This is a genomic window from Sulfurospirillum multivorans DSM 12446, assembly GCF_000568815.1.
Lineage (GTDB): Bacteria > Campylobacterota > Campylobacteria > Campylobacterales > Sulfurospirillaceae > Sulfurospirillum > Sulfurospirillum multivorans.
This window is the reverse complement of the sequence record NZ_CP007201.1, coordinates 246,564-271,893: the sequence shown is the minus strand read 5'-3', so window position 1 is coordinate 271,893 and position 25,330 is coordinate 246,564. Positions and strand designations below refer to the sequence as shown.

Here is a 25,330-nt window from a genome sequence, read left to right as displayed (position 1 = left end):
AAAGTTCACCCGAATGGATAAACGAAATGATTGAAAATTTTATTGAAAAATTAAAGCATGACACCTTCTTGACGCTTGAGACAACCCCGATGCACGAGCCAACGTTTGAGCCGATTATTGAAAAAATTGCGACGTTTGGACTGGATAAAATTGTGGATGGCTTTAGCACCACCGACAATCCGCTCGCACGTCTTAAGTTCAATGCCCTTTTTGGCGCGCTCAAACTTCAAACACAGTTTCATAAACCCGTCATCGCGACAATGAGCATGCGAGACCGCAATAAAGTCGCCTTACAATCGGACCTTTTGGGCGCCAATGGATTTGATCTGCGCACGATTCTCGCCCTTACGGGAGACCCAGCGAGCGCAAGTGATCAACCCGCCGTTAAAGGGGTTTTTGAAGGAAACAGTACGCTTCTGTTAGAAATCATTCAGTGCTTTAATGCAGGCATTGACTACTCGGGAAAACCGTTTAAAACGCAACCCAAACCCATTTACTCCTTTGCGGTGTGCAATGCACATGCCAATACCCCTAAAAATTTAATGAAAAAGATGGCAACAAAGATCAAACATGGCGCGGTGGGCATCATCACCCAACCTGTTTACAGCGTTGAAAATGCGAAAATGCTTTTAGACTTACTCAAAGATGCCAAAGCCGAGATCAACAAAGAGCAGAGCCAAGCGCAACTCATTTTAGGGTTTTTTCCGATTATCAAACTGCGTACCGCTCAATTTTTGAGCGCGCACGTTCCAGGCATTCATGTGCCTTCTATCTGGATGGACAAACTAGCACATGCTAAAAAAATCAGTGAAGAAGAAGAGAAAAAAGTAGGGTTTGAACTCTCTTTAAATGCCTTTTTAGAACTTAAAAAGATTCATCCAAAGATTCATATAATGAGTGCCAATAACTTTGAATTGGTCGCAGATTTGGTGAAGTATTAAGGTGTTTACATGTAAAGCGCCAAACCTTTTGATTTGGCGCTTTACAAGGGTTTAGAAATCGCGTTTTAAGAGTTGTTCGACTTTGAGAATTGTCAAGATATTTTCATCCCGCATTCCAATGCCGTACACCATCCCTTTTTCCGCATGAATCGTTTCAGGTGGTGGTCCAATACGACTGCTTTTGATACGAATCGCCTCTGTGAGACGATCAATCACAAAGCCTGCGGTATTATCGACACCCTTCATAACGATGTAGCGCGTATCTTCCGTCACTTTAGCTGGATCCATTTTGAACTTGCTTCTAAGATCAATCAAAGGAATGACGCTTCCGCGAAGGTTAAAGACACCTAAGATATACGTTGGCACACTGGGAACCCTTGTGTATTCAATCGGTTTAATGATCTCTTGAATGCTTAAAATGGGCACCGCGTACTCTTCTTGCCCTATAATAAATCCGACCAGTTGAATAACATCATCCTCTTTTTTGTGCGGCTCATCAACTTGTTCTTGCTGTTTTTTAAGAATTTGATTGAGTTTATCATTCATCGTTTTGCCCCACTTATAGTTTTATATTTTTTCGCACAACACTCTCGAGATATTCGGGAGAGTATGGCTTGGTGATGTATTCACTCATACCTGATTCAACGCCTCTAAGTCTGTCTGATTTAGACGTACGAGATGTTACTGCAATGAGTGGAAGGTTTTTGTACTTCGAGTATTTACGAATCTCGCCCGCTAACGTGTATCCATCCATGCGCGGCATCTCAATATCAATCAAAACCGCATCGATGCTGTATTCAGCCGATTTGAGCATGTTAAGAGCTTCTTGACCATTGCTGGCTTCAAGCACTTTAACCCCAATAGGTTCCATCGATTTTTTCATGATGTTACGATCCATCGCACTATCATCCACCGCTAAAACGATGTAGTCGCTTGGTACCGTTTTGGTCTTCACAACGGTTTCTGCACTCGCACGAATATCAACCGTGATGCCTTTTGCAAGATTCATAAGAGCGGCAACATCGACGATCAATGTCACACGTCCATCTCCTCGAATCGTAGCACCCGCGATGCCTTCGATGCCTTGGAGGTAATCACCGAGTGATTTAATAACAATCTCTTCTTGACCTACCAATGTGTCAACCACAACACCCAGTTTAGACTCTGCAAGTCCGATAACAACCACATAGGTATGCTCGCCACCTTCATACACCTGTTTGACACCAAAGATGTCTGAGAGGCGAACCAAAGAGAGCACTTCATCACGAAGTCTTAAAACATTTTTGCCTTCAATCGTATAAATCTCATCCAATGGTATACGAACCGTCTCTAAAACAGACGCCAAAGGAATCGCATAGTACTCCTCTTGCGCACCGACAAGCAAGGCTTGAATAATCGCTAAAGTAAGAGGAATTTTGAGTTTAATCACCGTACCATGTCCAACTTCGCTGTCGACATCAATGATACCGTTGAGTTTTTCGATGTTGGTTTTAACAACATCCATTCCCACACCACGACCTGAAACGTTTGTTACCACTTTCGCAGTAGACAATGATGGTCTAAAGATCAATGCAAAGGCTTCTTTGTCGGTCATTGCATCGGCTTCACGCTCGGTAATCATACCTTTTTCAACTGCTTTTGAACGAAGAAGATCAGGATCAAGTCCTTTACCATCGTCGGTAATCTCAATAACAATGTGATTTCCCTCATTGTACGCTTTAAGCTGAATGAGTCCCATCTCGGATTTACCCTGCGCTCGTCTGGTCGCACCATCTTCAATACCATGATCGCATGAGTTACGAATAATATGCACCAGTGGATCGCCAATCTCTTCAACGATGGACTTATCAAGCTCGGTCTCTTCACCTGAAATTTCAAGTTCGATCTGCTTTCCAAGTTCACGAGAGAGGTCTCTTACCATTCTTGGGAATTTGTTAAAGACTTTTGCAATTGGAAGCATTCTGGTTTTCATAACCGCAATTTGAAGATCGGTTGTGACGAGTGAAATCGATGAAACCACTTGGTTCAGCTCTTCTAAGAACTTTTCACCTTCATAACGCTCTTCCACGTCGTCGTAAATTTTTAAAAGTCTGTTTTTACCCAAAACCAGCTCACCAATAAGGTTCATTAAGTGATCTAGTCGCTTAACCTCAACACGAATGGTTTGCTCCATCGCACTGGCTGACTCTTTTTTAGCTGGCGCATTCGCTTCGGCTGAAGCGCGTTTTGCAACAACAGGTTCAGCCGCCGCTTTTGGTGCTACTTCTTCATCGCTGTCTTTCAAACTCTCAAACGATGGTGTAGGCACAGCCGCCGCTTTAGCAGCACTGGTGTTTTCTTTACGTTTGCGGTCTTCTTCTTTACGCATTTTCAAAAGACGTTCAATTTCGTCTTCGACCTCTTTGTCGCTTAGTTTGGAGTAGTCTGTGTTATCATCCTCTTCATACGTAGGGGTTGGAGACTCATCCACTTCCGCTGGTGTTACGACAACATTGGCGGCAGATTCACCATTAGAGATGATGTCCAAACGACGGCAAATATCCGTAATATCAATACCCGCTGAAGTGTCATTTCCACTGTCACGAATGGCATGAAGCAAGCTTTTCATCAAATCAATAGACTCCAAAACCACATCCATAACCTCAGGTGTGAGTTTCAAATCACCATGGCGTGCTTTATTTAAAACATCTTCCATGTGGTGTGTGAGACCTGTTAGAATGTCAAAATTTAAAAAGGATGATGATCCTTTAATCGTATGTGCGACCCTAAAAATACTGTTGAGCAGTTCCAAATCATCGGGATTGGACTCAAGCTCCACTAAGTTTTGATCAAGTTGTTCAATAAGTTCGAACGCTTCAACCAAAAAATCTTCTAAAATTTCTTGAATATCTTCCATCGTTCTACCCCTATTGTGCTGTTTTCACGTGTGATTTGATGACTTTTGAGACTTCCTTGTAGAAAATTCCTGCATCAAACTTCGTTAAGTAGGCTTCACCGCCCGCCTCTTTGCCCCTGATCTCGCTAAAATGATCGCTAATTGAAGAGTTAAAAACGATCGGAATGTTTTTAAATCTGGCATCCTCTTTCACATTGGCTGCAAAGTGAAATCCATCCATTTGAGGCATCTCGACATCGCTGATAATAATTTTGACCTCATCGGTTAAACGATCACCGTAGGTTGCGTAAAGCTCATTGAGTCTTTGCATCCCTTCCATTCCATCTTTGGCTTCAACCACACGCATGCCCATCTTTTTAAGCGCATCGCTGACAAGCTTTCGAGCCGTCATACTGTCATCCAAAATGAGTGCGGTGCCTTCTACTTTAAGAATTTGGTCATCATTAATATCCATTTTCGGTTGGTAAATGCCCAGTGCTTGAACCACGCTCTCAAGATCTAAGATCAAAAGTACATCGTCATTTTCAATACGCGTTACACCTGTAATCTGACTCTTATCCAGTGAGCCCATGCCCGCAACAAACGATGCTGGCTCAATATCTTTCCAGCTGATACGACGAATGCGTTTGGCTTCATGCACCACAAAACCGATCAAAATGTCGCTAAACTCCGTAATGATAATACGAGGTTTAATCGATCCATCATCCGGCTCTTTAATGTTCATCCATTTTGCAAGATTTACCACAGGAATTACGATGCCACGAAGGTCAAAAATTCCCTCGATATAATCAGGAACGCCTGGAAGTTCTGTTAAATTAGGAATTTTGATGATCTCGCGCACTTTCGCAACGTTCACACCGTAAATTCCCTCATACACCCCGTTTTCTTCCTTTTTAAAAATACGGAAGTCCACCAGCTCCATTTCATTAGAGCCTACTTTCAAAATACTCTCTTTAGCCATTGCAGCCCCTTAGTTGCTTTTGCGCAAATTCTGTCTCTGAGGAAGATTGTACACTAAAGTAACTTTGATCGCACGCAAAAGAGGAAAAATTTACATAATGCACGCCAGAGACCATAAAATCGACATTCTGATGGTAATGTCCCTCTGCAATAACGTCCGTTTGGGGGTAAAAATGAAGCTTGCGTTGTATTTGCGTTGCAAAATGCTCGATGGTCTTGCACAATTTTTTCGTGCGTTGATCATTTTGGATCTTTTTTGAGATTGAAGCGCCTGTTCTTTTATCAATATAATTAAGGATTTTTAAGACACTTTGATTGCGGATGATTTTGGTATACGTGCGATTAAGAAGCGTTCCATACTTATCGCCATGCAACAACAAGCAGGTTTTGCCACTGGGAAGTTTACATGTAAGTGGTTGTGATTCAATCGGAATCACTTTTACATGGTTAAAGAGTTTGGAGAGATCAAAGTCGTGATTGCCCTCAAAATAGTAAACTTCACAACTTTTTCCAAGCGCCTCAATCAGATCAATATAGCGTTGGTACTGTTGAACCCCATGCGCAACACTGCCCACCAAAAGGTCGAACATATCGCCCATTAAAAAGAGTTGGGGTGGAGGATTTTGCTTTACATGTAAAAGGAAATCAAAGAAGAAAGAGCGCTCATCTGAATCATGCGCATCGGCAATAAAAAGCGCTCCTTCTTGGATGATAAGATTAGGGGACATAGGCGATAATAGGGATTCCTGCGGACTCTTCAAAGCCGCACATCAGATTGGCATTCACGACCGCTTGGGCGGACGCACCCCGTAAAAGGTTGTCGATGCTTGATGAGACAAAAATGGATTTGCCTTTTTGGCTCACAAAAATATCGCAAAAGTTCGTTCCTGCGGTTGATTTAATATCCACAGGTACTTCGCGGATACGTACAAAACGTTCATTTTTATAAAAATCCTGAAGAATCGCTTTCGCGTCAATCACCTCATTGGTTTGCAAATACGAGCTTACCAACATGCCACGACTCACAGGCAATAAATGCGGTACAAAATTCACCTCAAACGGATGTCCACTCACAAGTCGGAGTTTTTCAGAAATCTCTGGCTCATGGCGATGTTTGAGCGGATTGTAGGCAAAGATATTTTCATTGATGGTGACAAAATGCGCTGTCGCACTCGGTTTTTTACCCGCACCCGACACACCACTTTTTGCATCAATAAAGATGGGCGCATCTTTTTTAAGATAACTCAAAAACGGTAAAATTCCCAAAATCGAAGCCGTTGGATAACACCCTGGATTGGCAATCAGATTCGCCTCTTTGATTTTGGCACGATTGATCTCAGGAAGCCCGTAAATAGCCTCTTTTAAATGCTCTTTATCTTCATGTTCACAGTAGTGTTTCTCATACGCTTCTAACTCCAAACGATAATCCGCGGAAAGGTCAACTACCTTTACATGTAAACCCAAAAGCTCTTTCGCAAACCCCATCGCCGCTTTATGCGGAAGCGCTAAAAAAGCGAGCTTAGCATGCTTGGCAACGACTGAAGCATCTGCTTTTAAAACCTCTTGCTCGAAAACGCCCAGTAAACTTGGATGCAATTCGCTCGCTTTGATGCCGCCTTCTGTGGTTGCGATGTAGCTAATGTTAAAATGGGGGTGATTGATCAAAATTTTGATCAGCTCTAAGCCTGTATAACCGCTTGCGCCGATGATGGCTACGTCTATTTTTGCCATGTTATCCCTCGAAATTGATCTCACGGTATGCGACTTCTAAAACCTCATACACTTGTTTGCCTGAAGGCAGTTTGATGGTTACTTCTTCACCTTCTCCTCGTCCCATTAACTGAATCGCTAAAGGTGAATAGTACGAAATGAGCCCTAGGTCCGGATTGCTCTCCGTACTTCCCACGATGGTGTACGTCACCTCTTCGTTGGTTTCTAAATTTTCCAACATAATGGTCGAACCAAAGCGAATTTTCTCATGTTCATACGTGGTTGGGTCAATCACTTGCGCGCGCGATACAAGATCGCTGAGTTCCCCAATACGCCCATCAATAAACGCTAAACGCTCTTTCGCGGCATGGTATTCCGCATTTTCTTTTAAATCGCCGTGGCTTCTCGCAATATCAAGCTCAATAACCGTCTCCGGTCGTTGCTTTTTTTTAAGATCATTCAGTTCATTCATTAATTTTTTGTAACCGTATTCGGTCATTGGTTCTTTTGCATTGCTCATTTTCACTCCTTAATATCTTCCATTATACCTTGTAAGATGCTTTTTGTCATTCATCCTTTTAATACTCTTTGAATTATTCGTGTTAAAAGTTACTTGATTCTCACGATATACACGTTTAACCCCGAATTATACCTTAGGCTTTAAGCTTTAAATGAAGATAGGGGTTTTCGTGTACTAACTTTTAATAATAATCTAGTGACTAGATCACGTTTACAAGTATAAAGAAGTACACATTATACATAAAAAAGGATTTACCATGCGTAAAGTTGTTTTTGTTGGTGTAGATGTTGCCAAGGATAAGTTGGATATTTCTTTTACATGTGATGGTCAAAAATACGACTCTCTCACAATTTTAAATAATGAGGGTTCAATTCTAGGCTTTTTTGATTATTTAAAAACTACTTATAAAAAAAGTGTCAAGCGAAGCGCAGAAGTCGTCAGTTTTTAATGTAAGAAAGTTGCGAATTGAAACTTAAACCACCTCTGAATTTTGACCTTCTAGGTTTGAAGATTTAGCTTCAAACTTATAGATTTCTGAGTGTAAAACTCCTGTTAGTTTTTTCTCTTTAAGTCGGTAACTGTCTCCTTGAATATTGATGATATGTGAGTGATGTAATACTCTATCTAAAATAGCTGTTGTAACGATTTTATCCCCTGCAAATACTTGAACCCATTTACTGAATACCAAATTTGATGTAAAGATGGTGGAGCTTTTTTCATAGCGTTTAGAGATAATTTGAAAAAAGTGATTAGCTTCTTCTTTACTCATATTAAAGTATCCAATCTCATCGATAACAAGAACCGATGGGCTTGTGATGGATTTGAGAAAGCTATCGTATTTTTTCTCTTTTTTAGCTCTATTGGCACTGCTTAAGAGTTCACTGATGGTGGTAAATCTCACTTTGTAGCGATGTTGTACAGCTCTTAATGCTAGAGCAATAGCCAGATGGGTTTTACCCACACCGCTTTCACCTAAGAGGATGATATTCTCATGCTTCTTTACAAAGGTGAGATTGGATAACTCTTCAATCTGTTTTCTGTTTACGCCTACTGAGAAAGTGTAATCAAATTGCTCTAGGGTTTTAATAACGGGGAAGCCTGCAAGCTTTGTCAATGTGTTTTTGGAGCGTCCTAAGCGATTATCCACCTCTTGGCGTAAGAGTTCCTCAAGGAACTGAACATACTGCCAATTCTCTTTGGCTGCTGTTGTTGCTATCTCATGATAGTGTGTACTAATGGTGGAGAGATTCAGCTCTTTACAGAGTGCTTCAATGGATACAATTAATTCCATAATGCACCACCGTATAATCCAACTGGAAGAATAATATTGGCAACGATCGGGATAAACTCATCGTAGCATTGAATGTCACGATGGGGAATGTAGAGCTTATCGATGTCATGGTATGAATTGATTGGCGTATATTTTTTAGCTACACTTTCAATCAAAGCTTTAGGGTGGATTCCTTGATAGGCTTTAGGCACAGGACGCAGTTGCAGCTGCTCTTGTGCTAATAATTCAAATGGTATCTGTAATGTTGTTTGGTGGATGCGTTTATTGGCGGTATTATCCAACCATTTGAGCACTTCTGCATTCGCATTATCCAGCGTTAATGCATAATGCTTCATAGAAAGTCTCACTATCAATCCATTATGAAAGTTATACCGTAGATAATGGTTAAATCTCTCTACTTTTCCTTTGGTCTTGGCACGGTAGGGTTTGCAGACTTTGATGCTAAAGCCACAGTGTTTGGCAAAGTCCTCAAAGAGTGGATTGAGTTTATGTTTGCCTCTGCCATAACTATTCCGTCCTAAAATAACCGTTTTCATATTGTCATACAAACACTCCGTTGGAACACCTCCAAAGTAGCTAAAGGCATTCATATGGCATCCAATGAGCGTCTCTATCTTCTCATTATTGACATATTCCACATACGAAGCCCTAGAATATCCCATCGTTGCCACAAATGCTGATAAATTATCCTTTGGAAACTCTATCCAATCGACTTGCATCTGTTGGGCAGGTTTGGTTTCAAAGCGAATGATAGGTTCATCCAATTTGGCTCGACTTCTTAACTCATATCTTTGGATAACTTGCTGCAACCAACGCAAACTTCCCTCATAGCCTAGCTTCTTAATCTCTTCATAAATAACCGTTAAAGGGATTTCACTTTTCGTCGCTTCTGCCATCTCTAACATCTTGGCAATATGCGGTAGATAAGGATCAACACTATTGATGACAGGAGGTCGATTAATATGAGGAACATAATCATCAGGAAGATTGGCGTAACGCCTTACGGTATCTCTTGAAATACCTAACTTTCGTGCAATGGCACTCTTACTCAAACCCTCAGCTAAAAACTTCTTTATCATTTTAATTTCACCTTTTTTTAACACTCAACTCCTTTCCAGAAATTTGAAAATGGAGTTTAACCAATTTAACTTGGTTTCTTAAGGTTTTAAATCAAAATGCAACGTTCAAATTACATTTTCAACTGACGAGTTTAGCACTTCGTCTGACAGTCAAAAGCACCTTTATTTATTTGAGCAGCATAACGGTCAAGATGTCAAAAGCACCTTTATTTATTTGAGCAGCATAACGGTCAAGATGTCAAAAGGCTATTTGAACAATTATGTGTTCATGTCTTTGCAATTTCAAAAAGAGTCCTATCAGAGAAATACAACCTGCTAAAACCACATAAAGTTGTCATAGTCTGTGAATGTGAAAGTGTTAAAAATGCAGTCATTCAAAGACTTCAAAAAGAACAAAACATCAATCACTACAATAACTTTTTTATCTTCTATCAGGCGAAGTGCAATTTTTTGCATGTATAATTTTGTTAAAAGCCTAAACAAAAGGGATAGTTTTTAAAAATATATGCCTAGTTCTACACTTCGTTTGACACTTACGCTATCAACTGCTTTTTGAAGCTTAGTGATGACAAAAAAGCCTTGCTGTTCAACTAGCAGTTTGGGTATAATTAATATTATCTTGCAGTTCTAAAGATTTATTCTCAAATGAACTTTTAGTGTTCTATAAAATCGCAATATTCAGATTGATATAACTTTCTTTATTAAATATTATTCTAAAAAATTAGTTTTGGAGGATAAAAATGTCTTATGTTGATTCCATTGGTGTAAATGAAAAAAAATTTAATAGGCGCGATTTTTTAAAAGCTGCTGCATTAACAGCAGCTTCTACTTCTGTGGCAACTTCTGATAATACGTTAATAAATAAATTATCTACAAAAGAAGTATCTAAGGACATTGATGAGGGACAATGGATTACAGCAGCTTGTTGGCATAACTGTGGTGGTAGATGTGTAAATAAAGCACTAGTAAAAGAAGGAATTGTCATTAGACAAAAAACAGATGACACCCATTCAGATAGTATTGATTTCCCACAACAAAGAGGATGTTTACGTGGTAGGAGCCAGCGAAAACAGGTTTTTGGTGCTGATAGATTAAAATATCCAATGAAGAGAAAACATTGGAAACCTGGTGGCGGTGATAAAAACTTACGTGGTCAAGATGAATGGGAAAGAATCTCTTGGGATGAGGCATTCAATTATATTTCAGATGAATTAAAAAAAACAAAAAAAGAATCTGGTAATAATTCAATTTTAATATCTGCTGGATGGAATAGCGCCATTACTGATATTTCAAGAACTTTAGGACTTTTTGGTGGATATACAGAATGTTGGAATACAAATTCTTTTGGAAGTTGGTCTTTAACACCTGCAACAGTTGGTTTTATGCAATTGGGAGTTTGGGATCAAACTGTTAATGATAGATTTGATTTAAGAAATTGTGACACAATCGTTATGATTAGTATGAATCCAGCATGGAGTGCGATGGGTAGTTCTACCTTAAATTACTTGCAAGCAAAGAAAGCAGGTGCGCAATTTATTGCAATTGATCCAATGTATAATGAAACACATAACCTTCTTGAAGCCAAATGGCTACCAACACGTCCATCCACAGATACTGCATTATTACTTGGTGTTGCACACTCTTTATTAGTAATGGATGATCCAATACACCAGCCCCTTATAGATTGGGATTTCTTATCAAAATGTACTATTGGATTTGATGCGGATCACATGCCAGACAATATGAAAAAAGAAGATAATTTTAAAGATTATGTTCTTGGAACATATGATAAACAACCTAAAAATGCAAAATGGGCATCGGATATTTGTGGTGTTAACGAAAATGAAATTAAGCAATTAGCATTAACTATTGGTAAGAATAATAAGGTTGCTATCTTATGTGGTATGGCATCTGCAAGAACTAGAAATTCTGATAATTTACCACAATTAATTATGACTATTGGTGCTATGACCGGACATATGGGTAAATCAGGACATATGACAGGAAGTACAATGCATTGTACTTCAGGGAATGGTGGTCCAGCACTTGTAAAAGCTGGGAGTAAAGGATTGCCAGCCATTCTAAATCCTATCGATGACACAATTAATGCCAATGAGTTATGGAATGCTATTCTTGATGGAAAATATACTTTTACCGGTCAAGGCTCCTTCGCTTCACCGACGCAATATAGTAAAGGTGAATTAAGAAATATTAATATTAAAGTTATCTATCATGCAGCGAGTGCATTATTACAAACCAATGATGGTATGGCACGAGGAATAGAAGCCCACAAAAAAGTAGATTTAGTTGTTGCTCATGGTCAATTTTTGACAACAAATGCAAAATATGCTGATATTGTTTTACCAATTATTACACCATGGGAACAATTTGGAGGTTTTTTAGGTGGTAATTTGATTCATAGTGGTAATAGAGAAATGATTATTCACTATTCACAAGTTACAAATCCTCTCTATGAAGCTAAATCTGAGCAATGGATTGCAAAAGAACTTGCAAAGAAACTTGGAATTAGTGAAAAAGATGTTTATCCTTTTGATGAAAAACAACAATATTTTAATGAATTAACAACTATTCAAGTTGTTAATGATGATGGGAAAACATATTCACCTCTTGTAACTATTACAGAGGAAGATATTAAAGAATTAGGTGTTATCGGTAAAACGCAAAAAGGAAAAATTTCTTATAAAAAATTCAAAGAAAATGGTGTATATCAAGTTGAACGTTTCCAAGGTGATAATTTTGGTTATATTGCCTATGAAAAGTTTAGAAAAAATCCTGATGCATATCCATTAACAACACAAACTGGTAAGTTAGAAATTTGTTCTCCAACACTAGCTCAAAAAGTTAATCGAATGGGATTCTCAACAATTAAGGCAATACCTACATACATCAATGTTAAAGATGGTTATGTAGATACCTTTGAGAATTGGCAAAAAAAGAAAAAAGGTAAATATCCATTTCAATTAATAACCCCACATTATTTGAGAAGATCACATTCTGTTTTTGATAATATCAAATGGCTTCAAGAAGCATGGAAAAATCCAATTTTTATCAATGCATATGATGCAAAGATAAAAAATTTACAAGATGGTGATACTGTTTTGGTAGAAAATGAATATGGAAAAGTATTGAGAAATGCATTAGTTACAGAGTGTTTAATGCCAGGAGTTGTTGCATTGCCACATGGTGCATGGAGTGATGTTGATCCTAAAACAGGTATAGATAAGGGTGGGGCGGATAATACGCTATCTGGTCAATTTGCAACAGGGCAAGGGGTGTCAGGCTACAATAGTTGTATTGTAAATATAAGTAAATTCAATGACCAGCTTATAAATGATGTTAAAAAACCACAAAGAATTGTTTTATAAATCAAGGAGTGATAATTATGGGAAAAAAAGGTTTTAAACTAGATATGACTAGCTGTATTGGTTGTAAAACTTGTCAAATAGCATGTAAAGATAAAAACAACTTAGATGTAGGTACTTTTTTTAGGAAAGTAGTAAGTTTTGAAACAGGCGTTTTCCCCAATGCCAAGATGTATCACTATACTGCCACATGTAATCACTGTCGTGATCCAAAATGCGTTAAAGGGTGTCCAACTGGCGCAATGCATATAAGTTCTGATGGTAGTGTGCAACATGATGATTCAAAATGTATTGGATGTAAATATTGTACATGGAATTGTCCATATGGTGTACCACAGTACATAGAAAAAACTGGAATGGTTGCTAAATGTAATATGTGCCAAGATTTACAAAATAAAGGGCAAAATCCAGCTTGTGTTGATTCTTGTGTTATGCGTTGTTTGGAGATTGTTGATTTAGATAACATAGAAGAAGATTCTGCGTATATAAAAGATCTTCCTATTTTGCCACAGTCATCTATTACTCAACCAAGTATATTGATTAAGCCAAAGGCACAAGCATTTGATAAGTATTTTAAAATCAAGGAGCTATAAGATGGAACATTTTTTTGGAGAATTAGGACTTAGTCTTTTTACGATATTGGTTGAAATATCAATAGGTATGATTCTATTTGAAGTTTTTTATAGTTTCAAAAATGGTCAAACGAATAAGAGAGTAATTAGTATAGCTGCTATATGCGCAATTATTGGTTCTCTTGTCTCCTTGAAACATTTAGGTTATCCATTCCATGTTTATTATTCTATAGTAAATATAGAAACGTCCTGGCTTTCAAGAGAAATTTTATCAGTTAGTACTTTTACCATTTTTACAATAATATATTTATTTGTTAGCTTCAAAAATCAAAGAAGTCTTGAAAAAATCTTTGGTTCTCTTTCAGCTATAGTTGGAATATTTACATTACTTGCAATGAGTAATGTTTATATTTATACAAGTGTCCCTTTTTGGCATACAAACCATACCTATATTGAATACTATGCTTCAGCCATAGCTTTAGGAGCAATTTTCTACAGTATTGGCGCAAATATTGAATATTCAAGTAAAGAATATGTCTTTTTAGGAGCTATTACTATTGTTTCAGCGAGTATTTTAGCTATTTCTTATGTCTTCCATGGTTTATCTTTAGCCAACGGAAATAATGTCATACAAAAAAGTGCAGAAATACTTTATTCATATAAAGATGTTATGTTATTAGCATGGATTACTGGAGGATTATCAATAGTTTTGTACTATTTGAAGAATTTTCTTGAATTTATTGGATTTGAAAAGGTCAGCAATAATCAACTTGCGATAAATTCCAGTATAATTTCAGCGTTATTACTAACTACTGCTGCATTATTAGCAAAATTAATTTTTTATTTAGCAATGCAAACAAGTACTATAGGTTTGCAATGAAAAAGTTAACATATATATCAGATTTGGATTTAATTTTGGCTTGTAGAGTGTATCTCTACAAGTCATTTTACCTATTATTCTCAAAAGCTTTAGATACAGATGATATTAGCTTTTTGACAAGTAATGAATTTAAGAAAACTTTTGAGATAGCGGAAAATATCTATAATAATATAGACTACTATAATTTTGTAATAAATTTGGCTAATAATTTTGGAAATAGTCAATTCAAGAATAGGTTACAAAAGGAATATACTGAATTGATGATTGGCCCACATAAACTTGTAGCGCCACCATGGGAAAGTGTATATCGTAAAAAAGAAAATGTCATTTTTACTGAGTATACATTACAAGTTAGGAGTGAATATCAGAAATATAATCTTCTTCCAAAAGAGTATCCTCATGTTTCAGATGATCATATTATGTTCGAATTAAATTATATGCTTTACCTAGCAGGCCTTTTATGTGAAGATGAAAAAGATGTTAATGTGATTGGCGATAGCTTGCTATTTCTAGAAAATCATTTACTCCAATGGATTAATTTATATGCAAATCAATTGAATGAGAGTGAGAGCATATATATCAAGCAAATTGCATGGCATTTATCTAGTTTTCTTATTGCTGATAAAAAATTTTTACAACAATATTTTAGTTAATATTGATATTTAGAGGGACATTATTATGAGTGGTTTTTTAACAACAATTGATATGAAGTACTATTCTTCACATGTATCTAAAAATATTGATACATGTTTAAATACTTTGCAAAGTAAAAAACCTTGTAATAACTGTGAGACGGTCTGTCCAAAACAGATTATGAAAACAACCCCCTATACTAAAATAAATTCTGAAGAATGTATAGATTGTAATTTATGCTTAGTTGGTTGCCCAACTCGTTCTATTTCCTTTTCAAAAAAAAATGCATTATCAATTTGGCAGGCATTGAATGAAACATCTGATGACTTCATATATATAGGCTGTGAAAAAAGTCAAAATTATAAGAATTTAAAACTTTTTTGTATTGCTTCCCTTCCTTGGGAATTTATTGTTTATGCAGCACTAAAAAAGCCTGTGATTTTTTTCATGGATACTTGTTCTACATGTAATTTAACATCTCATTTAGACATTTTCAAAAAATCTTTACATAGGGCACAAGAGTTTTTAGGGGTAGAGTACCATAAAAGGGTTCTTATTGAAGATAAAGTAGTGAATTCTGAAATTAGAAAGCGTGAAATATTTAAATTATTTAAAAAATATGCGAAGGATTTCATTGATGATCCAGAATTTCACCTACTAAATGATGTTAGTCGAAAAATTATGTTTAAATATTTAAAACAATATGATCAAGATCATGGATGGAAAACATTAGATATCCAAGCAAATTGTATTGGATGTGCTATTTGTGAAAAAATGTGCCCTAATAACGCGATATCTATTACAAAGTCTAAAAATTATATTATTTATGAGCATTCACCCTTGAGATGTATGGAATGCATGTTATGTCAAACCGTTTGTTTATTCAAAGGAAACCTTGGATTAAAGTCATATAACGCAAAAAACTCACTAATAAATTATGCAACAATAAAAATCACTCCTAAAAAATGTACTATATGTGGTAATTTTATGCCCAATGAAGAAGATACTATGTGTATTGAGTGCAAAAGTCAAAAGAATATTTATAATTTTTTTAACTCATAAAAAAGTATGGGAAGTATGAAAAAATTTGAAAAAATTAGTCAGTTTATCACTAATGTTGATAGCATTATTTTAAATCTGAACAGTACAAATATTGAAAAATTGGCACAAACTGTGCATTTAAGTAAATATCATTTTATAAGATTATTTACAGAATTTATAGGGATTACTCCTATTCAATTTTTACATATGAGAATTTTAAATGATGCAAAGAAAAATCTTAGAATTAATAAAACTCTTTTAGATAATACCCTAGATTTAGGCTTATCTAGTTCTTCCAGGTTATATGATATTTTTATAAAAAGTTGTGCTGTTAGCCCTGATCAATATAAACATTTTGGCTATCAAACAAAAATTACATATGGTATAGGTCAAAGCCCTTTAGGCAAAGCATTAATGGGAATAACAAACAAAGGAATATGTTTTTTAAGTTTTTTAGAATTTGCTGATGAATTTCACATGAATATTGAAGGATATTGGAGGAATGCTGATTTAATAGAAGATAAAGTTATTATTCAAGAATATCTTGACCGTTTATTCACAGAAAAAAATAAAATGAATAACAATAATAAACTAAATTTGTGGAATGCTGTTTTTAATTTACCCTTTAATAACACCATAGAGGATTTTTGGGAAAAAAATGACCATTTTCATAATGAAATTTTAAGTATAGTTCCATGTTTTCCATTTTGTTATGATACTGTAATGCAATCAGGCGCTATTTGTAATTATAGATGGGGATATTTGCCTCTTAAAAAAGTTTTCCTGTACCAGCCAATAAAATTTACATTAGGGATGAATTAATGATTCCTAATAATCTTGCGACATCCATTCAAATGTATAATAAAATTGAGAACGACTTTATAAATAGTATTGAACAACAATATGGCCTCAAATTTGATAAACATAATATTTATTCAAGCGATAGAATGTATTCACCAAGTGAATATATTAATTTTAAATCTTCTGCATGTATTGCATGTGAAAAAGGTATTGATTCTCGTTCAGATTTTTTATCACTTAAATGTAATAAAAGCTGTTATTTTTGTTTTAATCCAAATCAAATTGATTTTTTAGACAATACTCAAAATATTAAAAAAGGGCAATCAATAGCCAATCACCTTTTAAAAGAAAATCCAAGAATACAATATGTCGCTCTCACTGGTGGTGAACCCTTGTTACATAAAAAAGAGGCTATAAATTTTTTTCAGAGAATAGAAAGATTTAACTCAAAAATTCACAAACGTTTATATACTAATGGAGAATTAATTGATACGTTTATTTTAAAAAAATTAAAAAACTGCAACTTACAAGAAATTAGATTTAGCATTAAGCTTGAAGATTCATTAGAAAAACAGGCAGATATTTTAGAAAAAATTGAAGAAGCAAGATATTATATACCTGATGTTATTGTAGAAATGCCAGTCATTCCAAAGACATATTCACATATGGAAAACATTATAACTACTTTAGAAAGCATTGGAGTTAGGGGTATTAATTTGCTTGAATTTTGTTTTCCATTGCACAATGAAAAAGAATTTATAAGAAGAGGTTTTTTATTGAAATATCCACCATTTCAAGTATATTATAACTATTGGTATTCCGGTGGTTTAGCTATTGCAGGAAGTGAAGAAGACAGCCTTAAATTACTTAGATTTGCTAAACAAAATAATTTTAAAATGGGTATTCATTATTGTTCATTAGCAAATAAACATTTGGGACAAATATATCAATACAATACAGCATATCCTATTGACAAATGGTTTTATCTTAGTGAGAAAGATTATTTTTTAAAAAGTGCAAAAGTATATGATAATGACATACATTGTGTTGAACATGTGTTAAGAAAAAATAATCTTCTTCAATATAATAAGAATGATGATTATAATTTTTTAGAGTTTCATCCTAAATATATAACATTATTTGATATGGTAAATATAGATATTGGTATGTCATATAATATAATTGAAGAGATCAATAGTAATGTTTTTATTAAAGAATTAAAAATTGAAAAAATTGATCAGAAAAATTTTATTTTGCAAACTATCTAAATAAATGAAACTCTATATCTTTCCATAATTTCTTTGGAACGTACTGCTATTATTTTTGGAATGACCCCAAATTTGTAGACACAATTTAATTCTGCGAAGCCATATTTAATTTCTCATTATATCTTTTTTCAAATTCATTGGGTGAAATATAACCAAGATAACTATGCCTTCTAGTTGAATTATAAAACATTTCGATGTAGTAAAATATGTCTGATTGTGCTTCTTCTCGTGTAATATAAATCTGCTTTTTGACACATTCACGCTTAAATGTTTTAAAAAAGCTCTCAGCAACTGCATTATCATAACAATTTCCTCGCCTGCTCATACTAGGGATAAGGTTGTATTTTTGGAGAAGTGCTTGCCACTCGTATGAGCGGTAGTGTTCAAGATTCTGTGTCAACATCGGATAATTCCTAAAATTGTATCATAAGTTTAAAGCGTCATCAAGCCGTCCCTCAAAGTGAATGGCTAATTGAGAGATTGTTAAGCTCCAGTTTCTAATTGGCATAGTCCATTTTTGCTGGGCATTTTGAATCCCCATATAAAGTAGTTTTAGCAGGCTATCATCATTGGGAAAAGCACCTTTGGTTTTCGTTAGAGTTCTAAACTGGCGGTGGACTGATTCGATGATATTAGTTGTGTAAATAACTCTACGTATATCTTCTGGATATTGGAAGTAGACAGATAAATTATCCCATTTATTTCTCCAAGATTGAAAGACGATAGGGTATTTTTTACCCCATTTTTCTTCCAACTTATCAAGCTCAAATTCTGCTTCTTCTTTGGTAAAAGCTTGATAGACGGCTTTGAGTTCTTTAGCAAATTGTTTTTGATAAGCAGAGCCCACATATTTGAGACTGTTGCGTATTTGGTGAACTACACAGAGTTGCACCTCCGTATCTGGAAAGACTGAGTTTATCGCTTCTGGAAAGCCTTTAAGCCCATCTACCGAAGCAATGAGGATATCTTTAACGCCACGGTTTTGCAAATCGGTAAGCACCTGTAGCCAGAATTTGGCGCCTTCACTTTCATTGAGGTAAAGTCCCAAGACTTCCTTTCTTGAGGTAAGTCCCAAGACTTCTTTCTTGCCATCCACTCGAACACCAAGCACTGTATAAAATGCTTTTGAGATGTAGCGACCATCCTCTTTTACTTTGTAGTGAATGGCATCTAAGAATATAAATGGATACACAGCTTCTAAGGGTCTTGTTTTCCACTCTTGAAGCATTGGTATTATCTTGTCGGTTACGGCGCTTATAGTGGCTTTAGAGAAGCCTACGCAGTAAAAATCCTCTATGTGTTTGGCTATTTGGGAATAGCTATTGCCAAGTGCGAAGAGAGAAAGAATCTTCTCTTCGATTTCACTCGTCATGCTGGTCTGGTTTTTCTTTACGATTTCAGGTTCAAAGCTACCGTTACGGTCTCTTGGAACATCAAGTTCAAAGGCACCATGATCGCTTTTCATAGTCTTTGAACTATAGCCATTTTTTCGATTTCTATTGAGGTCTTGGGAGAGGTGCGAATCTATCTCAGCTGCTAGCGCGGCTTCGGTTAGCTGTTTGATGAGTGATCCTAAGGCTCCATTTGAGCCACCAATACTCTTGCCGGCTTTAATATCTTGAGCAAATTGCTCTACGTCTATTTCTATCTTCATATCTGTGTCCTTGGGTATTTGTTATTTTACCCGATTGACACAGAATTCTGAACGGTCCCGTATGAGCTATATTGTGAGCCTTGGTCTGAGTGTACAATCACTTCATGATGTGGTTTTTGTCTAAAGGTTGCCATTTCCAGGGCTTTTAGAGCCAACCCAGTTGTCATGCGATGACTTGTTGCCCATCCTGCTATTTTTCTGCTAAAAAGATCTAATACAACTGCTAAATAAAACCATCCTTCGTATGTTTTGATATAGGTTATATCTGTTACCCATGTGTGATTTGGCTCTTGAACATTGAAGCACTGTCCAAGATGGTTAGGATGCGCCACATGTCTTTTCCCTTTTTTGTAACGAGGTTTTCTCTGCTTTACACCTGCACCAAAGAGTTTGGCTTCACCCATCAATCTTGCAACGCGTTTTTTATTAACACCAATACCTGATGCCACAAGATCTTTTGTAACAGTTCGATATCCATAAATACGCCCACTATGCTCATAAGCCTCTTTAATGTGGTGCAACACAACTTTATTAGCTATGTCACGCTTTGACTCTGGTTGTTTAGCCCATGCGTAATAACCACTAAAATGAACTTGCAAAGTTTTGCACATTCTTCTCACAGGATAGAGTGGCTCATACTCTTTGATAAAGGCGTACTTTACTTTTGGTTTTTGGCAAAGTACGCTGCGGCCTTTTTTAGAATATCGCGCTCCTCTGTGACTCTTTTTAATTCTGCTTTGAGCTTTCTATTTTCCGATGACAAATCTTTGGAAGCTTGGTGTTGTGAGGTACTTTGCGGATTACTGTAGATTTTTATCCATGCTTTGAGCGAATCAGGATGCACTCCCAATCTTTGTGCAGTATCTTTAATGGGATAACCATTTTTGATAATTTGGTTGACAGCCTCTTGTTTGAACTCGTCTGTGTATAGTTTATTTGCCATGGAATGACTTTCTCCTCTTGGTATTTTATTTGGTCATTATCGACCAGATTAACAGTTTCAAGAGTGTCTAGTATTGTGGGGTCATTCCAATGAGTTATGAAAAAGTATATTAATGCAATATCTAAGAAGGCAACATTGGTTTTGCATAATACATTTCAAAATTTTTCTGAGAATTTTTAGAAGGAAAGTTTATCGAAAGCCGAGGCGGAGAATCTTATTTATAGATATCGCCTCGACTATCAACTTTTAAGATTTTGATTTCAATGTCATTCATATAAAAAAGAATGCGATATTTCGAAACCCTCAATCTAAAAATGGGTGGTATGTCATCACCCGCTAATCGTTTGACATCACCTTCTGGTAATTTTACAATCGCATCATAAATGCGCTTTTGTAAAGTATGGTCATATTTTGAAAAGCTTTTTTCAAACGTTTTTGAGAATGATATTTTCACACATTATACTTTTTAGCAAAATCATTTTGATCTGTAAACGTATCTGAATTCAAGATGTGTAAAACATCTTCTTGTCTTGGCATCTAAAATCAGAGCTGCTTTATCTTTGGAATTTGATGTTTTAAAATAAACTTCCAAGCTTTCGCGTAAAATTTGAGAAACAGATTTTTTTTCTATAAAACCAAATGCTCTTGCTTGTTCATAAAGCTCTTTATCTATGGTTAAACTAATTCTATGCATCATATACTCCTTTCATAACGTAGTGATGTATAAACATCATTATAGCACATAATAAATAATGATTAGTCATATAAATTTTCAACTGCTTTATTCATGGTAGAATCAGCCATTTTTGAATAGCGTAAACTTGTTTCAATAGAGCGATGATTTAAAAGGTGGCGCACGGTATTAAGTTCAGCACCATTATTTAAAACTGTGGTGGCAAAGGTATGTCTTAATGAGTGTTGCACAACTTTTTGTTTTCTATCAGCATTGGGATTTTTATTAAAAAGAAGATTTAGTGCTGTCAAGCGAAGCGCAGAAGTCGTCAGTTTTTAATGTAAGAAAGTTGCGAATTGAAACTTAAACCACCTCTGAATTTTGACCTTCTAGGTTTGAAGATTTAGCTTCAAACTTATAGATTTCTGAGTGTAAAACTCCTGTTAGTTTTTTCTCTTTAAGTCGGTAACTGTCTCCTTGAATATTGATGATATGTGAGTGATGTAATACTCTATCTAAAATAGCTGTTGTAACGATTTTATCCCCTGCAAATACTTGAACCCATTTACTGAATACCAAATTTGATGTAAAGATGGTGGAGCTTTTTTCATAGCGTTTAGAGATAATTTGAAAAAAGTGATTAGCTTCTTCTTTACTCATATTAAAGTATCCAATCTCATCGATAACAAGAACCGATGGGCTTGTGATGGATTTGAGAAAGCTATCGTATTTTTTCTCTTTTTTAGCTCTATTGGCACTGCTTAAGAGTTCACTGATGGTGGTAAATCTCACTTTGTAGCGATGTTGTACAGCTCTTAATGCTAGAGCAATAGCCAGATGGGTTTTACCCACACCGCTTTCACCTAAGAGGATGATATTCTCATGCTTCTTTACAAAGGTGAGATTGGATAACTCTTCAATCTGTTTTCTGTTTACGCCTACTGAGAAAGTGTAATCAAATTGCTCTAGGGTTTTAATAACGGGGAAGCCTGCAAGCTTTGTCAATGTGTTTTTGGAGCGTCCTAAGCGATTATCCACCTCTTGGCGTAAGAGTTCCTCAAGGAACTGAACATACTGCCAATTCTCTTTGGCTGCTGTTGTTGCTATCTCATGATAGTGTGTACTAATGGTGGAGAGATTCAGCTCTTTACAGAGTGCTTCAATGGATACAATTAATTCCATAATGCACCACCGTATAATCCAACTGGAAGAATAATATTGGCAACGATCGGGATAAACTCATCGTAGCATTGAATGTCACGATGGGGAATGTAGAGCTTATCGATGTCATGGTATGAATTGATTGGCGTATATTTTTTAGCTACACTTTCAATCAAAGCTTTAGGGTGGATTCCTTGATAGGCTTTAGGCACAGGACGCAGTTGCAGCTGCTCTTGTGCTAATAATTCAAATGGTATCTGTAATGTTGTTTGGTGGATGCGTTTATTGGCGGTATTATCCAACCATTTGAGCACTTCTGCATTCGCATTATCCAGCGTTAATGCATAATGCTTCATAGAAAGTCTCACTATCAATCCATTATGAAAGTTATACCGTAGATAATGGTTAAATCTCTCTACTTTTCCTTTGGTCTTGGCACGGTAGGGTTTGCAGACTTTGATGCTAAAGCCACAGTGTTTGGCAAAGTCCTCAAAGAGTGGATTGAGTTTATGTTTGCCTCTGCCATAACTATTCCGTCCTAAAATAACCGTTTTCATATTGTCATACAAACACTCCGTTGGAACACCTCCAAAGTAGCTAAAGGCATTCATATGGCATCCAATGAGCGTCTCTATCTTCTCATTATTGACATATTCCACATACGAAGCCCTAGAATATCCCATCGTTGCCACAAATGCTGATAAATTATCCTTTGGAAACTCTATCCAATCGACTTGCATCTGTTGGGCAGGTTTGGTTTCAAAGCGAATGATAGGTTCATCCAATTTGGCTCGACTTCTTAACTCATATCTTTGGATAACTTGCTGCAACCAACGCAAACTTCCCTCATAGCCTAGCTTCTTAATCTCTTCATAAATAACCGTTAAAGGGATTTCACTTTTCGTCGCTTCTGCCATCTCTAACATCTTGGCAATATGCGGTAGATAAGGATCAACACTATTGATGACAGGAGGTCGATTAATATGAGGAACATAATCATCAGGAAGATTGGCGTAACGCCTTACGGTATCTCTTGAAATACCTAACTTTCGTGCAATGGCACTCTTACTCAAACCCTCAGCTAAAAACTTCTTTATCATTTTAATTTCACCTTTTTTTAACACTCAACTCCTTTCCAGAAATTTGAAAATGGAGTTTAACCAATTTAACTTGGTTTCTTAAGGTTTTAAATCAAAATGCAACGTTCAAATTACATTTTCAACTGACGAGTTTAGCACTTCGTCTGACACCTGCTGATGACACCGCGGCTAGCGCATTTTGCGCGGCTATGTTGGATGGTGAATATGTAGGTTATACAAAACAAAGTGAGAGCGGTACCGATTCAGGTATCACATCATATCACGATGTACGTATCCAAATTGCTTCTTCAACGGGTTCTAAAACATACTTTGGCTTTTTAGCTAAAGCAGGTGTAACCGATGTTGAAATTCAAACGGCTCTCGTTGGTAAAACAATCAACGGTGTTAAAGCTGATACTGTTTTTGTTACAATGCGTGAAGTTGCGGTAGGCGCTTAATGTCAGTTTTTGAGTGGATTTCTTTAGCTCTTGCCATTTTTGGTTATGTGATCGCTTTTGGTTCTGTTATTCTCTCTCTTAGAGAACGAGTAAAACGTAATGAGGAAGATATTCGAGAATTAAAAGAAGCACAAAAAGATGCTACAGAAAAACATGAGCTTTTAGCAGTTCTGAACACTAAGCTTGACATGGTTATCAAGCAACTTGACTCTAAAACAAGGTTAGAGGCTTAAACGCCTCTTTCCTCTAAAAACTTCAAAAAAATCACAATCTTTTAAAAAAACCGCTTTACCTCTTGACAAATCATCATATAATCTTCATTATGCTTATCATTGCCTCTTGACTTCCATGCCCCAATATCTTCCTAAGCTCGGTGATACGGCTAAAAAATGCTTCTCTGTCCACACTCTCATACGCTTCAAACAGACGTTGCGCATACACCTCTTCTTGCAACAGTTCCTCATGCAATGGTTCTTTGTTTTCAAAGTCGAAAATGATATTCGCCAATCCCACGTGTTTAAGCTTCACAAACTGCTTCGCGATCCAATAATCCAGCGCTTTGGCTTTATACGCCAAGACAAATGGAACTCCTACAAGGGCAGCTTCAAGCGTCGCCGTTCCTGAACAGACAAACGCAAATTCACTTTGCTCTAACGCCTCATACGTGTTACGACAAATTTTAAAGTCATGAATATCGCCATAAATCTCTGCAATTTCACGGTAATCATAATGCGCAGGAATCACCAGCCATTTCTCTTTTCCCTCAATTTTAGAAGCCAACTCCTTATAAATCGGGAAAAGACTGCGAATCTCACTCTTACGACTCCCTGGGAAAAAAGAAACAATCCCCGTCTCTTCATAGCGCAGTTTAAACAGAGGAATTTCATCCAGCAAAGGATTGCCCACATAGGTTGCTTTGGTGTAAAACTGCTGTTCAAACGGAAAGATGGAAGCTAAAACGGTGCAATACTTCTCCATCGCGGCGACACGTTTGGGTTTCCAAGCCCACACTTTTGGCAAAATATAATAAATGATTTCGACATTCGGATTGATCGTTTTAATCGCCTTGGCAAGCGGAAGATTAAACGCAGGTGAGTCGATGAGCAGCACTTTATCCACAAAAAAACTCATACGCGCCATAATCTTAATCGCCTTTTTGGCTTTACGGATTTTTGGTAAAGCATCTAAAAAACCCATAATCGAAAAAGCTCGACTGGGCATCAAAGGTTTGCCAAAACGCTCATCAAAGATGCCATAAATTTCGCACTGCTCAAGGGCATTTAAAATAGGCTCTAAGTGTAAATTGGCGGATGGCTCTAGGGCGGAGACAAGTAATTTCAAAATGGTACCTTTTACATTCTATTACACGAAGTCTATACAAAAATCT

General features: G+C 36.4%; 28 protein-coding genes and 1 pseudogene. 11 read left to right on the top strand and 18 right to left on the bottom strand.

Annotated elements, in window-relative coordinates; translation table 11 throughout:
- Positions 1 to 26: 26 nt before the first annotated feature.
- Positions 27 to 941, top strand: coding sequence for a methylenetetrahydrofolate reductase (locus tag SMUL_RS01415; RefSeq protein WP_025343481.1), 915 nt, complete (start codon positions 27 to 29; stop codon positions 939 to 941).
- 51 nt (positions 942 to 992) lie between these two features.
- Here SMUL_RS01415 and SMUL_RS01410 read toward each other — a convergent pair whose 3' ends face one another.
- The 6 genes from SMUL_RS01410 to greA are packed head-to-tail and all read right to left on the bottom strand — an operon-like array spanning position 993 to position 7,027.
- Positions 993 to 1,487 carry a chemotaxis protein CheW gene (locus SMUL_RS01410; protein ID WP_025343480.1) on the bottom strand — a complete coding sequence of 165 codons (495 nt, stop codon included), beginning with the start codon at positions 1,485 to 1,487 and terminating at the stop codon, positions 993 to 995.
- Positions 1,488 to 1,500: 13 nt separating this feature from the next.
- Entirely contained in the window at positions 1,501 to 3,837 is a 2,337-nt protein-coding gene (locus SMUL_RS01405) for a hybrid sensor histidine kinase/response regulator (protein WP_025343479.1), read from the bottom strand.
- A gap of 10 nt (positions 3,838 to 3,847) precedes the next feature.
- Complete coding sequence (locus tag SMUL_RS01400) at positions 3,848 to 4,798, bottom strand: chemotaxis protein (RefSeq protein WP_025343478.1); 951 nt, start codon at positions 4,796 to 4,798, stop codon at positions 3,848 to 3,850.
- The gene (locus tag SMUL_RS01395; protein WP_025343477.1) at positions 4,791 to 5,525 is read right to left on the bottom strand and encodes a UDP-2,3-diacylglucosamine diphosphatase; all 735 of its coding nucleotides are present in this window, start codon (positions 5,523 to 5,525) and stop codon (positions 4,791 to 4,793) included. Before SMUL_RS01395 ends, SMUL_RS01400 begins: the two co-directional genes overlap by 8 nt.
- Positions 5,515 to 6,528 (bottom strand): N-acetyl-gamma-glutamyl-phosphate reductase, encoded by a 1,014-nt coding sequence (gene argC, locus SMUL_RS01390; RefSeq protein ID WP_025343476.1) that lies wholly within the window; start codon positions 6,526 to 6,528, stop codon positions 5,515 to 5,517. The genes SMUL_RS01395 and argC overlap by 11 nt, the downstream gene beginning before the upstream one ends.
- 1 nt (position 6,529) lies before the next feature.
- On the bottom strand, positions 6,530 to 7,027 hold the full coding sequence (gene greA / locus SMUL_RS01385; protein WP_025343475.1) for a transcription elongation factor GreA: 498 nt from the start codon (positions 7,025 to 7,027) through the stop codon (positions 6,530 to 6,532).
- A 256-nt stretch (positions 7,028 to 7,283) separates the two neighbouring features.
- Here greA and SMUL_RS01380 point away from each other — a divergent pair, with 256 nt between their 5' ends.
- Positions 7,284 to 7,475 (top strand): hypothetical protein, encoded by a 192-nt coding sequence (locus SMUL_RS01380; protein WP_025343474.1) that lies wholly within the window; start codon positions 7,284 to 7,286, stop codon positions 7,473 to 7,475.
- Between the two features lie 24 nt (positions 7,476 to 7,499).
- On the opposite strand, the gene istB (SMUL_RS01375) is transcribed toward SMUL_RS01380, so the two are convergent.
- Together istB (SMUL_RS01375) and istA (SMUL_RS01370) are read right to left on the bottom strand one after the other, a co-directional pair.
- A complete protein-coding gene (istB, locus tag SMUL_RS01375) occupies positions 7,500 to 8,318 on the bottom strand; it encodes an IS21-like element helper ATPase IstB (protein ID WP_025343253.1) in 819 nt (272 codons plus the stop codon).
- On the bottom strand, positions 8,309 to 9,397 hold the full coding sequence (istA, locus tag SMUL_RS01370; protein WP_168156756.1) for an IS21 family transposase: 1,089 nt from the start codon (positions 9,395 to 9,397) through the stop codon (positions 8,309 to 8,311). Before istA (SMUL_RS01370) ends, istB (SMUL_RS01375) begins: the two co-directional genes overlap by 10 nt.
- 740 nt (positions 9,398 to 10,137) lie before the next feature.
- Between istA (SMUL_RS01370) and SMUL_RS01365 the strand changes: the two genes are divergently transcribed.
- Genes SMUL_RS01365 through SMUL_RS01335 form a run of 7 tightly spaced genes read left to right on the top strand, consistent with a single transcriptional unit; the run spans position 10,138 to position 17,975 of the window.
- Positions 10,138 to 12,783 (top strand): molybdopterin-dependent oxidoreductase, encoded by a 2,646-nt coding sequence (locus SMUL_RS01365; RefSeq protein WP_025343473.1) that lies wholly within the window; start codon positions 10,138 to 10,140, stop codon positions 12,781 to 12,783.
- A 17-nt stretch (positions 12,784 to 12,800) separates the two neighbouring features.
- Positions 12,801 to 13,373, top strand: coding sequence for a 4Fe-4S dicluster domain-containing protein (locus tag SMUL_RS01360; protein ID WP_025343472.1), 573 nt, complete (start codon positions 12,801 to 12,803; stop codon positions 13,371 to 13,373).
- Position 13,374: 1 nt separating this feature from the next.
- Positions 13,375 to 14,232, top strand: a complete 858-nt coding sequence (locus tag SMUL_RS01355) for a dimethyl sulfoxide reductase anchor subunit family protein (RefSeq protein WP_025343471.1) — start codon at positions 13,375 to 13,377, stop codon at positions 14,230 to 14,232.
- Positions 14,229 to 14,885 (top strand): TorD/DmsD family molecular chaperone, encoded by a 657-nt coding sequence (locus SMUL_RS01350; RefSeq protein WP_025343470.1) that lies wholly within the window; start codon positions 14,229 to 14,231, stop codon positions 14,883 to 14,885. Before SMUL_RS01355 ends, SMUL_RS01350 begins: the two co-directional genes overlap by 4 nt.
- A gap of 25 nt (positions 14,886 to 14,910) precedes the next feature.
- On the top strand, positions 14,911 to 15,927 hold the full coding sequence (locus tag SMUL_RS01345; RefSeq protein WP_025343469.1) for a 4Fe-4S dicluster domain-containing protein: 1,017 nt from the start codon (positions 14,911 to 14,913) through the stop codon (positions 15,925 to 15,927).
- A 15-nt stretch (positions 15,928 to 15,942) separates the two neighbouring features.
- Positions 15,943 to 16,728, top strand: coding sequence for a helix-turn-helix domain-containing protein (locus tag SMUL_RS16445; RefSeq protein ID WP_158506015.1), 786 nt, complete (start codon positions 15,943 to 15,945; stop codon positions 16,726 to 16,728).
- A complete protein-coding gene (locus SMUL_RS01335; RefSeq protein WP_025343467.1) occupies positions 16,728 to 17,975 on the top strand; it encodes a radical SAM protein in 1,248 nt (415 codons plus the stop codon). The genes SMUL_RS16445 and SMUL_RS01335 overlap by 1 nt, the downstream gene beginning before the upstream one ends.
- A gap of 85 nt (positions 17,976 to 18,060) precedes the next feature.
- Here the strand turns inward: SMUL_RS01335 and SMUL_RS01330 are convergent.
- The 9 genes and pseudogenes from SMUL_RS01330 to istA (SMUL_RS01295) form a co-directional block, all read right to left on the bottom strand.
- Positions 18,061 to 18,354 (bottom strand): annotated as a pseudogene (locus tag SMUL_RS01330) (IS3 family transposase); the annotation flags it as partial.
- 45 nt (positions 18,355 to 18,399) lie between these two features.
- The gene (locus SMUL_RS01325; protein WP_025343465.1) at positions 18,400 to 19,629 is read right to left on the bottom strand and encodes an IS256 family transposase; all 1,230 of its coding nucleotides are present in this window, start codon (positions 19,627 to 19,629) and stop codon (positions 18,400 to 18,402) included.
- Between the two features lie 26 nt (positions 19,630 to 19,655).
- Positions 19,656 to 20,360 carry an IS3 family transposase gene (locus SMUL_RS01320; protein ID WP_148295254.1) on the bottom strand — a complete coding sequence of 235 codons (705 nt, stop codon included), beginning with the start codon at positions 20,358 to 20,360 and terminating at the stop codon, positions 19,656 to 19,658.
- Positions 20,288 to 20,572 carry a transposase gene (locus SMUL_RS01315; protein WP_025343241.1) on the bottom strand — a complete coding sequence of 95 codons (285 nt, stop codon included), beginning with the start codon at positions 20,570 to 20,572 and terminating at the stop codon, positions 20,288 to 20,290. Before SMUL_RS01315 ends, SMUL_RS01320 begins: the two co-directional genes overlap by 73 nt.
- A 214-nt stretch (positions 20,573 to 20,786) precedes the next feature.
- Positions 20,787 to 21,026: a type II toxin-antitoxin system RelE family toxin gene (locus tag SMUL_RS01310; RefSeq protein WP_025343464.1), complete on the bottom strand. Its 240-nt coding sequence runs from the start codon at positions 21,024 to 21,026 to the stop codon at positions 20,787 to 20,789.
- A 21-nt stretch (positions 21,027 to 21,047) separates the two neighbouring features.
- Positions 21,048 to 21,269, bottom strand: coding sequence for a hypothetical protein (locus SMUL_RS01305; RefSeq protein ID WP_226980672.1), 222 nt, complete (start codon positions 21,267 to 21,269; stop codon positions 21,048 to 21,050).
- A gap of 59 nt (positions 21,270 to 21,328) precedes the next feature.
- Complete coding sequence (locus tag SMUL_RS16915; RefSeq protein ID WP_158506014.1) at positions 21,329 to 21,556, bottom strand: tyrosine-type recombinase/integrase; 228 nt, start codon at positions 21,554 to 21,556, stop codon at positions 21,329 to 21,331.
- A 52-nt stretch (positions 21,557 to 21,608) separates the two neighbouring features.
- Positions 21,609 to 22,427 (bottom strand): IS21-like element helper ATPase IstB, encoded by an 819-nt coding sequence (gene istB / locus SMUL_RS01300; RefSeq protein ID WP_025343253.1) that lies wholly within the window; start codon positions 22,425 to 22,427, stop codon positions 21,609 to 21,611.
- Positions 22,418 to 23,506 (bottom strand): IS21 family transposase, encoded by a 1,089-nt coding sequence (gene istA, locus SMUL_RS01295; RefSeq protein WP_168156756.1) that lies wholly within the window; start codon positions 23,504 to 23,506, stop codon positions 22,418 to 22,420. The genes istB (SMUL_RS01300) and istA (SMUL_RS01295) overlap by 10 nt, the downstream gene beginning before the upstream one ends.
- A gap of 188 nt (positions 23,507 to 23,694) precedes the next feature.
- On the opposite strand from istA (SMUL_RS01295), the gene SMUL_RS01290 reads away from it, so the two are divergent.
- Together SMUL_RS01290 and SMUL_RS01285 are read left to right on the top strand one after the other, a co-directional pair.
- On the top strand, positions 23,695 to 23,943 hold the full coding sequence (locus SMUL_RS01290) for a hypothetical protein (protein WP_025343462.1): 249 nt from the start codon (positions 23,695 to 23,697) through the stop codon (positions 23,941 to 23,943).
- Complete coding sequence (locus tag SMUL_RS01285; protein WP_025343461.1) at positions 23,943 to 24,176, top strand: hypothetical protein; 234 nt, start codon at positions 23,943 to 23,945, stop codon at positions 24,174 to 24,176. The genes SMUL_RS01290 and SMUL_RS01285 overlap by 1 nt, the downstream gene beginning before the upstream one ends.
- Positions 24,177 to 24,249: 73 nt before the next feature.
- On the opposite strand, the gene lpxB is transcribed toward SMUL_RS01285, so the two are convergent.
- Positions 24,250 to 25,284 (bottom strand): lipid-A-disaccharide synthase, encoded by a 1,035-nt coding sequence (gene lpxB / locus SMUL_RS01280; RefSeq protein ID WP_025343460.1) that lies wholly within the window; start codon positions 25,282 to 25,284, stop codon positions 24,250 to 24,252.
- Positions 25,285 to 25,330 lie beyond the last annotated feature (46 nt).